11 protein-coding genes and 1 tRNA gene are annotated in these 13,492 nt (G+C 73.5%); 8 read left to right on the forward strand and 4 right to left on the reverse strand.

The window, feature by feature from the left end; genetic code table 11:
* Positions 1-124 precede the first annotated feature (124 nt).
* Entirely contained in the window at positions 125-2,701 is a 2,577-nt protein-coding gene (locus tag ACIP84_RS05790; RefSeq protein WP_401794924.1) for a SpoIIE family protein phosphatase, read from the forward strand.
* A gap of 110 nt (positions 2,702-2,811) precedes the next feature.
* Here the strand turns inward: ACIP84_RS05790 and ACIP84_RS05795 are convergent.
* Positions 2,812-2,885 (reverse strand) — tRNA-Pro (locus tag ACIP84_RS05795).
* A 53-nt stretch (positions 2,886-2,938) separates the two neighbouring features.
* Positions 2,939-3,205, reverse strand: a complete 267-nt coding sequence (locus ACIP84_RS05800) for a hypothetical protein (protein ID WP_401794927.1) — start codon at positions 3,203-3,205, stop codon at positions 2,939-2,941.
* A gap of 462 nt (positions 3,206-3,667) precedes the next feature.
* Between ACIP84_RS05800 and ACIP84_RS05805 the strand changes: the two genes are divergently transcribed.
* Entirely contained in the window at positions 3,668-4,279 is a 612-nt protein-coding gene (locus ACIP84_RS05805) for a DUF309 domain-containing protein (protein WP_401794930.1), read from the forward strand.
* Positions 4,280-4,282: 3 nt separating this feature from the next.
* Here ACIP84_RS05805 and ACIP84_RS05810 read toward each other — a convergent pair whose 3' ends face one another.
* Both ACIP84_RS05810 and ACIP84_RS05815 read right to left on the reverse strand, forming a co-directional pair.
* A complete protein-coding gene (locus ACIP84_RS05810) occupies positions 4,283-4,702 on the reverse strand; it encodes a DUF488 domain-containing protein (RefSeq protein ID WP_401794933.1) in 420 nt (139 codons plus the stop codon).
* Positions 4,703-4,731: 29 nt separating this feature from the next.
* On the reverse strand, positions 4,732-5,400 hold the full coding sequence (locus tag ACIP84_RS05815; protein WP_401794936.1) for a TetR/AcrR family transcriptional regulator: 669 nt from the start codon (positions 5,398-5,400) through the stop codon (positions 4,732-4,734).
* A 201-nt stretch (positions 5,401-5,601) separates the two neighbouring features.
* On the opposite strand from ACIP84_RS05815, the gene ACIP84_RS05820 reads away from it, so the two are divergent.
* The 6 genes from ACIP84_RS05820 to ACIP84_RS05845 all read left to right on the forward strand — a co-directional run bounded on the left by ACIP84_RS05820 (position 5,602) and on the right by ACIP84_RS05845 (position 13,334).
* A complete protein-coding gene (locus ACIP84_RS05820) occupies positions 5,602-6,417 on the forward strand; it encodes a phosphatase PAP2 family protein (protein WP_401795686.1) in 816 nt (271 codons plus the stop codon).
* Positions 6,414-7,709 (forward strand): DMT family transporter, encoded by a 1,296-nt coding sequence (locus ACIP84_RS05825; protein ID WP_401794939.1) that lies wholly within the window; start codon positions 6,414-6,416, stop codon positions 7,707-7,709. The genes ACIP84_RS05820 and ACIP84_RS05825 overlap by 4 nt, the downstream gene beginning before the upstream one ends.
* Before the next feature lie 115 nt (positions 7,710-7,824).
* On the forward strand, positions 7,825-8,832 hold the full coding sequence (locus tag ACIP84_RS05830; protein ID WP_030313893.1) for an SPFH domain-containing protein: 1,008 nt from the start codon (positions 7,825-7,827) through the stop codon (positions 8,830-8,832).
* Complete coding sequence (locus tag ACIP84_RS05835) at positions 8,829-9,728, forward strand: hypothetical protein (protein WP_401794942.1); 900 nt, start codon at positions 8,829-8,831, stop codon at positions 9,726-9,728. The genes ACIP84_RS05830 and ACIP84_RS05835 overlap by 4 nt, the downstream gene beginning before the upstream one ends.
* 314 nt (positions 9,729-10,042) lie before the next feature.
* Positions 10,043-10,909, forward strand: coding sequence for a GNAT family N-acetyltransferase (locus tag ACIP84_RS05840; protein WP_355961329.1), 867 nt, complete (start codon positions 10,043-10,045; stop codon positions 10,907-10,909).
* 730 nt (positions 10,910-11,639) lie between these two features.
* Complete coding sequence (locus tag ACIP84_RS05845) at positions 11,640-13,334, forward strand: S8 family serine peptidase (RefSeq protein WP_401795689.1); 1,695 nt, start codon at positions 11,640-11,642, stop codon at positions 13,332-13,334.
* The last annotated feature ends 158 nt before the right edge of the window (positions 13,335-13,492 follow it).

Below are 13,492 nucleotides of genomic sequence, written 5' to 3' on the forward strand. Positions count from 1 at the left end.
TGGCCGCGCGGAGGTGCTACAACTGGGTTGTGAGCCCGTCTCGTCTCTCGTGCCCGGCGTGCCGGTGCGGTCGAACCTAGGCAGAAGATTCGGAAGCGTCGCCGGACAGGTCTTCGTCCTTCAGGTGGCGATCGTGGTGCTGCTCGCCGCCGGGGCCCTGCTGGCCCTGGTGCTGCAGTCGCGGTACGACATCGACCGCGAAGCGCGCAACCGGTCGGTTTCCGTGGCGCAGACCTTCGCGAACTCCCTGGGCCTGCAGGAGGCGCTGAGGTCGCCGGACCCGGCCGCGATCCTGCAGCCCCTCGCCGAGGAGACGCGCAAGGACGCAGGCGTGGACTTCATCGTGGTGATGGACACGAACGGCATCCGCTACAGCCACCCCCAGCCCGACCGCGTCGGCGAGCGGTTCGTCGGCACGATCGAGCCCTCACTCGCCGGCCAGGTGTACACCGAGAGCGTGGACGGGCCGCTCGGCAAGGAGATCCAGGCGATCGTCCCGGTCACCTCGCCCGAGGGTGAGGTGGTCGGCCTGGTCTCGGCAGGTCTGACGGTCGAGAGCGTGACCGGCATCGCCGACCGTCAGCTCCCGGTCATCCTCGTGGCCCTCGCCATCGCTCTGGCTCTGGCCACCGTCGGCACGGCGCTGATCAGCCGAAGACTGCGCCGCCAGACCCACGGGCTCGGCACGCAGGAGATGACCCGCATGTACGAGCACCACGACGCGGTGCTCCACTCCGTCCGCGAAGGGGTGCTGATCACGGACGGCGACGGACGACTACTCCTGGCGAACGACGAGGCCGGACGGCTCCTCGGCCTGCCGGGCGACGCCGAAGGACGCCCCGTCGACGAGGTCGGCATGGATCGCCGCATGGCGGAACTGCTGCTGTCCGGCCGGGTGGCCACCGACGAGGTGCTGGAGGCCGGGGACCGGCTGCTCGTGGTCAATCAGCGGCCCACGCGCCCGCACGGCTCGGCGGTCACCATCCGCGACTCCACCGAGATGCGGCTCCTGAGCAGCCGGGCGGAGACGGCCCGGAGGCGGCTCAAGCTGCTGTACGACGCCGGGGGTGACATCGGGACCACCCTCGACGTGGTGCGCACCGCGGAGGAGTTGGCCGACGTCGCCGTTCCCCAGTTCGCGGACTTCGTCACGGTCGACCTGGCCGACCCGGTGCTGAAGGGCGACGAGCCCGGCCCAGGCGCCGACATGCGGCGCACGGCGGTCAGCGGCATCCGCCCCGATCACCCGCTGTATCCGCTCGGCAGCCTGATCGAGTTCCTGCCGTCCACGCCGCAGGCCCGCGGATACGGCACGGGCACACCCGAACTCGTGCCCGATCTCCATGACGCGCCGGGCTGGCACGCGCAGGACGCGCCGCGGGCATCGGCGATCGTCGGCTACGGGATCCACTCGCTCATCGCGGCTCCGCTGAAGGCGCGGGGCGTCGTGCTCGGAGTGGTCAACTTCTGGCGGTCGCAGAAGCCGGAACCGTTCGACGAGGACGACCTGTCCCTGGCCGAGGAACTGGTCGGCCGCGCCGCGGTCACCATGGACAACGCCCGCCGCTACACCCGCGAACACAAGCTCGCCGTGACGCTCCAGCGCAGCCTCCTGCCCCAGGATCTGCCCGAGCAGAGCGCGGTGGACGTCGCGCACTTCTACCAGCCCGCCCAGTCCGGAGTCGGCGGGGACTGGTTCGACGTGATCCCGCTGTCGGGCAGCCGCGTCGGGCTCGTCGTCGGAGACGTCGTCGGGCACGGTCTGCACGCCGCGGCCACCATGGGGCGGCTGCGCACCGCCGTGCACAACTTCTCCTCCATGGACCTGCCGCCCGACGAACTCCTCGCCCGTCTCGACAACCTCGTCCAGCGCATGGACCAGGAAGGCGACAGCGCTGCCCCGGACGGCGGCGTCCTGGGCGCGACCTGCCTGTACGCCGTCTACGACCCGGTCTCCCAGAACTGCACCATGGCGCGGGCGGGACACATGCCACCGCTCGTGGTCGCCCCGGACGGCACGACGACGATCTCGGAACTGCCGGCCGGCCCCCCGCTGGGACTGGGAGGCATGCCGTTCGAGACCTTGGAACTGCACCTGGCGGAAGGCAGCCAGCTCGTCCTGTACACCGACGGGTTGGTCGAGGAGAGGAACCGGGACATCTCGGAGGGCGTGGAAAGGCTGCGCACGGCGCTGAGCCACCCCGGCCGAGACCCGCAAGCCAGCCGCCGCGCCGTACTCGACGCCCTGCTGCCCAGCCGGCCGGCCGACGACATCGCGCTGCTCGTCGCCCGGACACGGATTCTGGGCCCCGGCCGGGTCGCCGAGTGGGACGTCCCGCTCGACCCGAGCGAGGTCGGCACCGTGCGCGGCCTCGCGGCCGAGCAGCTCGATGAGTGGGGCCTGCAGGAGCTCGTCTTCACCACAGAACTGATCCTCAGCGAGCTCCTCACCAACGCCATCCGGTACGCCGCCGCGCCGGTTCGCGTGCGTCTGCTGCACGATCGCACTCTGACCTGCGAGGTGTGGGACGGCAGCAGCACCGCCCCGCATCTGCGGTACGCCGCCACCACGGACGAGGGAGGCCGCGGGCTGTTCCTGGTGGCCCAGCTCAGCGAGCACTGGGGCACCCGGTACACACCGGAAGGCAAGGTCATCTGGGCCGAACAGGTCCTGCCCGCCGCGGGCAGTGCCCTCCCCTAGACGCCCGGTCGAGTGCGCTGGCCCGGCTGGTCCCGGCTGGTCCCCGGCAACGACCGAGGGGCCGTTTCAGATTGCTCTGAAACGGCCCCTCGATCTACGACTCTCTCGAGTCGGGACGACAGGATTTGAACCTGCGACCCCTTGACCCCCAGTCAAGTGCGCTACCAAGCTGCGCCACGTCCCGATGCGCGTCCTCGTGGGGTTTCCCCCGCGTCGGCGTGCAGGGAAAACATTACCTCACTCCCGAGGGTGGGTTGACGCACGGGCTGTCACCGCGCCGCAGGTGGTGGCCAGGGACGTTGCCTCGGCGAGGGTGGTGGCCGAGCCCGTCGCGTTGGCGAGGTCCGGGCGGGCCCGGGACTCCTCGTAGCGGGAGGGGGACTCCGCCAGACGTGCGACGGCGCGGGTGAGGAGGCGGCGGGACTCCGCCGGGCCGGCGAGGGCCAGGCAGCGGGGGGCTTCGCCGCGGGCGGCGGGGGGTGCCGAGACGTTCCGCGCGGGCATGGGCCTCGGTGGCGACGCGGGCCGGCCGGCGCGCGTCGGCAGCGACGCGCAACCGAGGTCGTACAGGACGGTGGCGCACATCTCGGGACCCGGCGGCTCGGCGAGGACCCGGTCCAGGCCGCGGCGGGAGCTACGACGGCCAGGTGCTCGACGGCGGCGGCCCGCGGGCGGGCTCCGCGACGAGGCCCCCGACCGCGCGGGCGGCCGCGGCGAGTTCCGGGCCGCGTTCGAGGAGGGGGCTCCCTCGCACCGGGTCCGCTCCGGGCTCCGCACGCAGGGCACCCGAACTCTAAAGCGCTTCCAACGACCGTGCGGACAAGGGCTGTTCGGAATCCGACGGCACCGGTGACCACTCCCCGCGAGAGCTGCTGCCGTGACCGGCCCGCGCGACCCACGCGGCCCGGTGTGCGGTGGACCGTCGCCCCTGGCGGTCCCGACCGCCCCGGGGGCGACAATGGACAGGTGGACCGGACAGCGAGTGACCGTGGCAGGGATCGCGACGAGGAGGGGCGGGCTCGTAGCGCGCGTCCCCGCGACGGGCTCGGCCGGCCGCTGCCGTACGGCACCGAGGGTGTGCCCCGGCAGCCCGAGGGTGTCGTCCGCACTCCCAAGGAGACCCTGCGGGAGGCGCAGCGGCTGCTGGACGCCGGAATGCCCTTCCACGCGCACGAGGTCTTCGAGGACGCCTGGAAGTCCGGCCCCGCCCCGGAGCGCGACCTGTGGCAGGGCCTCGCTCAGCTCGCCGTGGGCCTCACGCACGCCGCCCGCGGCAACACGGCGGGCGGGGCGCGGCTGCTGCGCCGCGGCGCCGGCCGCCTGGCGGGCGGGCCGGGGAGCGTGGCGGCCGCGGCGTACGGCATCGACTCCGTCGGACTCGTCGCGTGGGCGCGGGGGTTGGCCGACCGCGCCGCCGGAGACGGAGAGGCCGACGGAGCGGATGCGGCCGGAGTCACCCGCCCGGCTGCCGCCGACCCCGCGGACCCCGTCGACCCCGTCGACCGCGTCGCCCCCGGCACCGTCGTCGTCGACGCAGCCTCCGAGGCGCCCCGGCTGCGGCGGCCGGATCTGACCTGAGGGTTACGCCTCCGCCCCCGGGTCGAGTTCCCGCAGCAGGACCGATGTGTGGCTCATCGCGGGGTCCTTGGCCGCCGTGAGGAGGGTGATCGTCTCCTCCGCCGCGATGCTTCTCAGGCGGGCGAGGGCCGCCGCCGCGTCGGGGGCCGCGAGTTCGGCCTCGTAGCGCCTGCGGAACTCCTCGTACTCGCCCTCGGTTCCGTGGTACCAGCGGCGGAGTTCCGTCGACGGCGTGAGGGCTTTCGGCCATTCGTCGATGCGGGCGTCGGTCTTGGCGAGTCCGCGCGGCCAGAGCCGGTCGACGAGGACCCGTACGCCGTCGTCCGGCGAGGGGGTCTCGTAGATCCGGCGGACGCGGACAGGGTGGGCAGGCCGGCCGGACCGGCCGGCGGGCTCTCCGGGCTGTGTGGGCTCTGCGGGCATGGTTCCAGCCTGACAAACCGGCCCGCGACTCACCCCTCGACGCGCAGCGCCGGAAGGAGGACGGCGTCGACGAAGGTCCGCATGGTCGAGACGTCCGCGAAGCGGTCCTCGAAGAGCCGCTCGATGCGGAGCATGCCCAGGAAGCAGGGGGCGACGAAGCCGATCGCGGGGTTGTCGGCGTCGACCTCGCCCCGCTCGACCGCGCGCGCCACGACCGCGTCGATGGCCGCGACCTCGGGGGCGATGACGGTCTCGCGCAGCGCGGCGCGCAGATCGGGGTGCTGGATGAAGGCCTGGGCGACGGCCTCCATGAGTTCGGCGTCGCGCTCGCGGTGGGAGGCGGCGATCCGGCCCGCCTCGCGCAGGTCGCCCGCGAGGGTGCCGGTGTCGATGCCGGTGAAGACGGTGCACCGGCGCTGGGCGAGCGCGGCGGTGACGAGCTGCGGCTTCGTGCCCCACTGCCGGTAGAGGGTGGCCTTGCCGCACTTGGTGCGGGCCGCGACGCCCTCCATGGTCACCGAGTCGTATCCGCCCTCGCGCAGGAGGCAGAGCACGGCGTCGTACAGCTCCGTCTCGCGCTCCGGCGTGATCTTGCTGCGGCGGGCGGCCGCGGTGGCGGCCTCCGTGGACGCCGACCCCGGCGCCGACGCCGATGCGGAAGCCGCTGTGGAAGCTGACGCGGACGTGGACGTGGACATCGATCCCTCCCGGACACCTCTGTCTCTGCACATACGAGAGTAGGGGGTGCACAATCGAGACGCAAACGTATCGAGACGCTTGCGTCTCGATGAAATCGGATCTAGGCTCACTCCGTTTGTTGGCGATTTGACTGATTAGAGGGCCGCGCGATGGCTGCCGGGATACGCGGGATACGAGGACCACGTCCTGCCGGATCGGGGCTGACGCCTACCCCCGCCCCCTCCGGGCTCGACGAGCGCGGGAGCGGCGAGGGGGACGGCGACGAGTCCGCCAGACCACCCCTGTTCCGCGAGCTCGCGCTCGTCACCGCGCTCTTCCTCGTCTACAAGTTCGGCCGGCTCTTCGCCAACGGCCACGAGTCCCGCGCCTTCCGGAACGCCGACCGCGTCTGGGACGCCGAGCGCGCGATCCACCTGCCCGGCGAGGGAACGATCCAGCAGCTGCTCCTGCACGGCGAACCGCTGATCCGGGCCGCGAACACGTACTACGCGGCCGTGCACTTCCCGGCCACACTCGCCTTCCTCGTCTGGCTGTACCTGCGCCGCCCGGCCCACTACGTATGGTCGCGCCGCGTCCTCGCCCTCCTCACCGGGGCGGCGCTCGCCCTGCACCTCCTGATGCCGCTCGCGCCGCCACGGATGCTCGCCGCGAGCGGGCTCGTCGACACCGCGCGGGTCTACGGCCCCTCGGTGTACGGGGCGACGCCGGAGACCGACTCGATGGCCAACCAGTTCGCGGCCATGCCCTCGCTGCACTTCGGCTGGGCCCTGATGGTCGCGATCGGGCTGATCGCCGCCACCCGGTCCCGCCTGCGGGTCCTGTGGCTGCTGCATCCGCTGTTCACCCTGCTCGTCATCGTCGGCACCGCCAACCACTACTGGTTCGACGCGCTCGCCGCCGCCGTGCTGCTCGGACTCGCCCTGCTCGCCGTCCGCGCCCCCGGCCGCAGGACGGCGCCCCCATCCGTACCGCGTCAGGTCGGTACGACCCCTCTCCCGGTCGGAGCACTCCGATGAACCCCGCCACCGGCACCGTCGTCGCGGTGCTCCTCTCGCTCGTCTCCGCCGCCGGGTACGCGCTCGCCGCCGTCGCCCAGTCGCGGCTCGCCGCCGCCTCCCCCGCCCAGGACGGACGCGGCGCACTGCGCGCCCTGCTCGCCCGCGGGCAGTGGTGGTCGGCGGTCGGACTCAACGCCGCCGGAGCCCTCGCCCATGTGGCGGCCCTGCACTACGGGCCGCTGACGCTGGTCCAGCCGCTCGGCGCCCTGACGCTGGTGGCGGCGCTGCCGCTCGGCGCGTACGCGGCACGGCGCCGGGTGACCCGCACCGAGTGGCGCGGGGCCCTGTGGACCCTGGCCGGCCTCGTCGGGCTGGTCGCGGTGACCGGCCCCACCGAGCCCGGCGAGGCGCTCAGCCTGCGGGAGTCGCTGGTCGTCGCAGCGGCGACGGCGCTCCTGATCGTCGCGCTCGCCTCCGGCCGGCACCCGACGAAGGGGCACGCGCCTCGCGGGCTGGGGCACGCCACGGCCTCCGGGATCGCCTCGGGCGTGGCCTCCGCGCTCACCCAGACGCTGACGGCCGCTTTCGCGCTCGAACTCCCGGGCGGCAAGCCCGCCTGGTGGCAGACCGCGCTCCTCGCGGTGCTGATCTCGGGCTTCGCGACGGGCGGCCTCCTGCTCTCCCAGGCCGCCTACCGGGGCGGCCTCGCGGCACCGCTCGCCGTGGTCAACCTCTCCAACCCGGCCGCCGCCGCGATCATCGGCGTGGCACTGCTCGGCGAGACGTTCCGCGCGGGCGCGTGGGGCTGGCTGGTCGCGGCCGGCGCGTCGCTGGTCGCGGCGCGGGGCGTGGTGCTGCTGACGAAGGGGGGCTCCCCGGACGCGACTCCGGCCGCACGCCCCGAGGCCGCGCCGGCGCCCGAGGCGGTGGCATTGTCCGAGGCGGTGGGGGTGTCCGAGGCGGTGGCGGTGTCGGCGCCCGACACCGTGACAGCGCCTGGGGCCGTGGCGTCGACGGTGCCCGACACGGTGACAGCGCCCAAGGCCGTGGCGTCGACGGAACCTCTCACGTCGCCCCAGCCCGCGGCCCCCTCCGAGCCGGGAAGCGCGGGCTCCCCGCGTACGCGTACCGCTGCCCGGCGGACCGTCCTCCGGTCGGTGCCCACACCCCGCTCGACGACCGACGACCGCTCCGTCCACCGCTCGACCCGACCCGATCCGGCCCCGACCGAGCCCGGCCCGAGCCCGTTCGACCTGCCCGTTCCGGCCGCTCCGGACGCGGAGCCGGCCCACGCGTCGGCGGCCGGCTGAGGCCCCTCGCGCGGCGCCGGGACACCTCTCCAGCCAGCGGACGACCGTGAATTCGTCATCTTGACGACAAGCCGGAACCCCCCTATCGTCAGCATGACGACAAGGGGGTTTCTTCATGGCCGACATCACCCGGCGGGCCGGCTGGCGCCATCTGCGCTCCGCGCCCACCGCGCACATCCGCCACCAGCGCCGCGGCAAGCTCGTGCACGACGGCGAGGGACTGAGCTTCTGGTTCCGCCCGCGCACCGCGGCCCTCTCCGAGGTACCGGTCAACGACCGCGAACTGGCCATGGCCTTCCACGCCAGGACGGCCGACTTCCAGGACGTCAGCGTCCAGTCCACCGTCACGTACCGGATCGGCGACCCGGCGGCCGCCGCCACCCGGCTCGACTTCTCCATCGACCCCGACACGGGCGCGTGGCGCGGCACCCCGCTGGAGCAGATCGCCACCCTCCTCACCGAGACCGCCCAGCAGCACGCCCTCGACGTCCTCGCCCGCACCGCACTCGCCGAGGCGCTCGTCGACGGCGTGGCGGCGGTACGGGACCGCGTCACGGCCGGACTCGCGGCCGAGCCCCGCCTGCCGTCCACCGGCATCGAGGTCGTCGCCGTCCGGGTGGTCGCGATCCGCCCCGAACCCGAGGTCGAGCGCGCCCTGCGCACCCCCGCCCGCGAGCAGATCCAGCAGGAGGCCGACCGGGCCACGTACGAGCGGCGCGCGGTCGCCGTCGAACGCGAGCGCGCCATCGCGGAGAACGAGCTGGCGAGCAAGATCGAGCTCGCCCGCCAGGAGGAGCGGCTCGTCGAGCAGCGCGGCACCAACGCCCGCCGCGAGGCCGAGGAGAACGCCGCGGCCGACGCCGTACGGGCCGAGGCCGAGGCCGTACGGAAAGTCCGCCTCGCGCGGGCCGAGGCCGAGGCGGCCCGCGAGGTCGGGCAGGCGCGCGCCGGAGCGCAGTCCTCGTGGCTGCGGGCGCACGCCGAGGTGGAACCCGCCACGCTGCACGCCCTCGCCGTGTCCCGCGCCGCCGAGAACCTTCCCCGGATCGAGCATCTGACGCTCTCGCCCGATGTCCTGACGGGACTCCTCGCCAAGCTCGGCGAGGGCGGGGCCCGGCCGTGAGCCTCGCGCCGCGCGCGGTGCTCGTGCACCGGACCACGGAGTACGAGGAGCTGCTCGCCCGGCACGGCACGCACGGCCAGGCCGCGTTCTTCCTCTCCGCGCGCGGCCGCTCGGTCGACGCCGTACGCGAGCGGCACGAGCGCACCCGCCGTGCGCTGGCCGAGGTGGCGGCAGCGGTGCCCCTGACCTGGCGGCAGACCAGGGTGGAGCGCGCCGATCTGGACCGGTTCCTGTTCGGGCCCGAGGACGTGGTCGTGGTGGTGGGGCAGGACGGCCTGGTCGCCAACGCGGCGAAGTACCTCACCGGGCAGCCCGTCATCGGGATCGACGCCGACCCGGGACGCAACCCGGGGGTCCTGGTCCGCCACCGGGCGGACCGGGCACGGCGCCTCCTGCCGTACGCGGCGGGGGCCGGGGCGGCGGTCGAAGAGCTGACGATGGTGGAGGCCGTCACCGACGACGCGCAGCGGCTGCTCGCGCTGAACGAGATCTACGTCGGGCCGCGCAGCCATCAGACCGCCCGGTACACCCTGGATCTCGACGCGACGGGCCTCCCGCCCGAGGCCCAGGCCTCGTCGGGGGTGCTCGTCGGTACGGGCACGGGGGCGACGGGCTGGCTGCGGTCGCTGTGGGAGCAGCGTTCCAGCGCGCTCGCGCTGCCCGCCCCGGCGGATGCCCGGCTCGCCTGGTTCGTCCGCGAGGCGTGGCCGTCTCCGACGACCGGAACGAGCCGGGTCGAGGGCCTCCTCGACCCGGGGCAGGGGCTGCGCCTCACGGTCGAGTCGGACCGGCTGGTGGCGTTCGGCGACGGCGTCGAGTCGGACGCGCTGCAGCTGACATGGGGTCAGACGGTGCGCCTCACGGTCGCGGAACCGCGTCTCCGCCTCGTCCACTGACGGCGGGATCCGGGCCGACGACGGAGCCCGGCCCGCCGACGACTCGCCACCGAGCCCTGAGCCCCTGAGCCCCTGAGCCCCTGAGCCACCGGACCACCGCCAAGCCACTACCGCGCCACCACCGCGCCACCACCGAGCCGCGGCCGGAATCGATCGGCCGTCGGCGGGGGCGGTCGCGCGGGGCGCTATGCTCGGCGCGCTTTGCCCGGTTTCCATAGGGGTTCTGTCCGAGTTTCCGCCGAGTTTCTGCGGTTTCCCCCGTCCCCCCGGGTCGATCGAGTACGCGCCCGCTCCCGGCTGTTGAAGGGTTCCCCATGACCTCCGCCTCCTCCGGCTCGCTGTCCGTCTCGCCCGCCACCGAGCGGGACTGGGCGCTCGTGCGCGCCTGGGCGGCCGAGGAGGGGTGGAACCCGGGGCTCTCGGACACCGTCCCGTTCTTCGCGCAGGATCCCCGGGGGTTCTTCCTCGGCCGGGTCGGCGGTGAGCCCGTATCCGCCATTTCGGTCGTCACCTACGACGACGCGTACGCGTTCCTGGGCTTCTATCTCGTACGCCCCGGACTCCGCGGACTCGGTCACGGTCTGGCCACCTGGCGGGCCGCGCTCGCGCACGCGGGCGACCGGTCCGTCGGGCTCGACGGGGTGCCGGCGCAGCAGGACAACTACCGGCGCTCCGGCTTCGCGACGGCCTACCGCACGGCGCGCTACGTGGGCGAGGTCCCTGCCCCCGACTCCCCGGTGACCGGTGTGGTGCCCGCCGGATCGGTCGATCCAGCCGCGCTCGCCGCGTACGACAACTCCTGCCATCACGCCGACCGGCCGCGGTTCCTGGCCGCCTGGCTGGCCACGCCCGGCCATCGCGCGCTGGTGCGGATCGTCGACGGACGTCCGGCCGGGTACGGGGTGGTCCGGCCCGCGCAGGACGAGGCGCGGGTGGGGCCGCTGTTCGCGGACACCCCGGCCGACGCGGCCGCCCTGCTCGACGCGCTCGCCGCCGAGGCACGGGAGTTCGGCTCGGCACGGATCGCGGTGGACATGCCGGAGTCGAATCCGGCGGCGGCGCGACTGGCCGAGGAGCGGGGTCTGGAGCCGACGTTCGAGACGGCCCGGATGTACACGGGCCCGGTCCGCCCGGTGGCACGCGAGCGTGTGTACGGGGTGACGACGCTCGAACTCGGCTGAGACCGCGCCTTCCAGGCCTCCTCGCCGCCGACCACGCCATGGCCCGTCCCTGACCCCGGCCTGACCCGGCCCTCGCCGGACCCGCCGGCCGGCGGCGGCTCCCGACCGGCCGTCGTGGGGCACGTCCTGCTGGGGGGGTACCGTAGGGCGCCCGCCGAGAGGTGTGTACCTTTCCCGTTGAGCAGGTACGTACCAGCTCGCCGCAACGGGCCTGTTCAGGCCCCCGACCGGGCGTACTCCGCGCGCTCGGTGCGCGTACGACGTGGCACCGGCTCCCGTGCCCGCACCCCCGGTCGCACCTCCCCTCACCGGACCCCCGCCGCCCCGTGAGGGGTGACAAGGGTTTTCCCCGTATCGGGTTCACCCCCCCGTTCCCTACTGTCCTCCGCACCGGCAGATATCATCCCCCGACCGCACCCTGACAGGTGCATGCGAAGGGTGGCATCCGCCGGGGACGGCCTTGACCCGGGCCGTCGCGCCGGTGGCGGCGCACGGGCCCCCCAGCCCAGGGAATGCCGGATCGCGACCCCACTTCGCCCCAGCGTCCCGCGCCGCCGCCACTGCTTCGCAGCTACGTCGTACTCGAAAGGGCCACACCTTGAACGGTTCCAGGCGGAGAGTCATATCCGTGGTCGCGAGCGCCGCGATCCTCGGCGCCGCTGCCACGACCGGGGCGATCGCCGCCGCCCCGGGCGCTGCCACCCCGAAGCCCGCACCGGCTTCGCAGACGATGCGGGCGCTCCCCAGCGCCCCGGTCGAGAAGGTCATCGTCACCTACAAGAGCAAGGCCGCCGAGGCCGGCTCGAACACCGCCGCGAAGAGCGACACGGCCGAGAAGGCCGCGAAGACGGGCGAGAAGCTCTCCTTCGAGCGTCGTCTCGCCGGCGGCGGCGCCCTGGTCGACCTGGGCGACAGCGCCACCAAGCAGGACGTGACGGAGGTCATGGCCGCGTTCCGCGCCGACCCGTCCGTCGCGTCGGTCGAGCCCGACATCCGCGCCTACGCGATGGCGGTCACGCCGAACGACACCGACTACGCCAAGCAGTGGGACCTGTTCGAGCCCACCGGCGGCATGAACGTTCCTGCGGCCTGGGACAAGACGACCGGATCCGGCGTCACCGTCGCCGTCATCGACACCGGCTACGCGGCCCACTCGGACCTGGCGACCAACGTGGTCTCCGGCTACGACTTCATCTCGACCTCCGCCGACGCCCGCGACGGCAACGGCCGCGACGCGGACGCGAAGGACGAGGGCGACTGGAACGCCACCGACAACGAGTGCGGCACCGGCTCCAAGGCCTCGAACTCCTCCTGGCACGGTACCCACGTGGCCGGCACCATCGGCGCCGTCACGAACAACACCAAGGGCATCGCGGGCATCGCGTACAACGCGAAGGTCCAGCCCGTGCGGGTGCTCGGCAAGTGCGGCGGCTCGTCCGCCGACATCGCCGACGCCATCACGTGGGCCTCCGGCGGCACCGTGCCGGGCGTCCCGGCCAACGCCACCCCTGCGAAGGTCATCAACCTGAGCCTGGGCGGCGCGAGCGCGACCTGCCCGAGCGTCTACCAGACCGCGATCAACGGCGCCGTCTCGCGCGGTACCACCGTCGTCGTCGCCGCGGGCAACAGCAACGCCAACGCCTCCGGATTCACCCCCGCGAACTGCGCGAACGTCATCAACGTGGCGTCCACCAGCCGTGAGGGCAACCGGTCGTACTACTCCAACTTCGGTGCCATCGTGGACGTGGCCGCGCCCGGCGGCGAGACCCGTCGCTCGACCGACACGCCCGGCACCGTCACCACCCCCGAGAACGGCATCTACTCCACGCTGAACTCGGGCGCGACCACCCAGTCGGCCGAGAACTTCAAGCCCTACCAGGGCACGTCGATGGCGGCGCCGCACATCGCCGGTCTCGCCGCCCTGCTGAAGTCGGCCAAGAGCACCCTCACCCCGGCCGAGATCGAGTCCGCGATCAAGTCCAACGCCCGCCCGCTGCCCGGCACCTGCACCGGCGGCTGCGGCACCGGCATCGCCGACACGGCGAAGACGGTCGACGCCGTCACCACCACCCCGCCGGCCGGCACCGTCTTCACCAACGCGACCGATGTAACGATCGCGGACAACGCCACCGTGTCGTCCTCGATCGCCGTCACCGGCCGCACCGGCAACGCTCCCGCCGCCCTCAAGGTCGGCGTGGACATCAAGCACACCTGGCGCGGGGACCTGGTCATCGACCTGGTCGCCCCCGACGGCACGGTGCGCAACCTCAAGGCGTCCTCCTCCTCGGACAGCGCCGACAACGTCCTGACCACGTACACGGTCGACGCGTCGAGCGAGGTCGCCAACGGCACCTGGAAGCTTCAGGTCCGCGATGTGGCCACGGGTGACACCGGCTACATCAACTCGTGGAGCCTGACCTTCTAAGGCACCACAGCTCCACCACTGAACCACCCCCCACATCAGCATCATTGCTGGTCAGCGACGCGCTCGTGGTCTACACCACGGGCGCGTCCTGGCGTTTCGGGGTGCCGTCCCGCCGGGGCCCCCTGTCCGTATGCCGGACACAGGGCCTGGACTCCACC

It is taken from the genome of Streptomyces sp. NPDC088707 (assembly GCF_044752725.1).
In the GTDB taxonomy this organism is placed as follows: Bacteria; Actinomycetota; Actinomycetes; order Streptomycetales; family Streptomycetaceae; genus Streptomyces.

Coding starts and splice junctions, on each gene's coding strand:
- ACIP84_RS05800 (WP_401794927.1), bottom strand. CDS start 3,205: ATGCCCGCGCGGAACGTCTCGGCACCCCCCGCCGCCCGCGGCGAAGCC.
- ACIP84_RS05810 (WP_401794933.1), bottom strand. CDS start 4,702: ATGCCCGCAGAGCCCACACAGCCCGGAGAGCCCGCCGGCCGGTCCGGC.
- ACIP84_RS05815 (WP_401794936.1), bottom strand. CDS start 5,400: ATGTCCACGTCCACGTCCGCGTCAGCTTCCACAGCGGCTTCCGCATCG.
- ACIP84_RS05825 (WP_401794939.1), top strand. CDS start 6,414: ATGAACCCCGCCACCGGCACCGTCGTCGCGGTGCTCCTCTCGCTCGTC.
- ACIP84_RS05830 (WP_030313893.1), top strand. CDS start 7,825: ATGGCCGACATCACCCGGCGGGCCGGCTGGCGCCATCTGCGCTCCGCG.
- ACIP84_RS05840 (WP_355961329.1), top strand. CDS start 10,043: ATGACCTCCGCCTCCTCCGGCTCGCTGTCCGTCTCGCCCGCCACCGAG.
- ACIP84_RS05845 (WP_401795689.1), top strand. CDS start 11,640: ATGCGGGCGCTCCCCAGCGCCCCGGTCGAGAAGGTCATCGTCACCTAC.